Source organism: Ahrensia sp. R2A130, from assembly GCF_000179775.1.
Classification (GTDB): domain Bacteria; phylum Pseudomonadota; class Alphaproteobacteria; order Rhizobiales; family Rhizobiaceae; genus Pseudahrensia.
Genome location: NZ_AEEB01000007.1, coordinates 1 through 548, shown reverse-complemented (window position 1 = coordinate 548; position 548 = coordinate 1). Strand labels below are relative to the sequence as shown.

Genomic DNA, 548 nt, shown 5'->3' with positions numbered 1-548 from the left:
GCCCAGTGCTTGCACAGGATCGCTTCGGAACCGAGGCTTTCCACATAGGCTTTGCAGGCTGCGATTTCCGCTTCGCTGTCGCCGTGGAAATGGTTGATGGCGACCACGGCTGGAACACCGAAGCCCTTCACGTTTTCGATGTGACGACCGAGGTTGGCGCAGCCTTCTTTGACCGCATCGACGTTCTCGGCTGCCAGATCGGCCTTCAACACACCGCCGTTCATCTTCATCGCGCGGATGGTAGCAACGATGACGACGGCAGATGGTGCGATGCCCGCCTTGCGGCATTTGATATTCATGAACTTCTCGGCACCCAGATCAGCACCGAAGCCTGCTTCCGTCACCACATAGTCAGCCAGTTTCAGCGCTGTTTTTGTGGCGACAACCGAGTTGCAACCGTGGGCGATGTTGGCGAAGGGGCCGCCGTGAACGAAGGCCGGGTTGTTTTCCAGCGTTTGTACGAGGTTTGGCTGCATCGCGTCTTTCAACAGAACCGTCATGGCACCATCTGCCTTGATATCGCGGCAGGTGATGGCTTTGCGGTCGCG

The 548-nt window shown here is 58.0% G+C and carries 1 protein-coding gene; it reads right to left on the bottom strand.

Annotated features, from left to right (window positions below; genetic code table 11):
• A partial coding sequence (locus R2A130_RS07815) for a formate--tetrahydrofolate ligase (protein WP_009464501.1) occupies nucleotides 1-548 on the bottom strand: 548 nt, incomplete at both ends.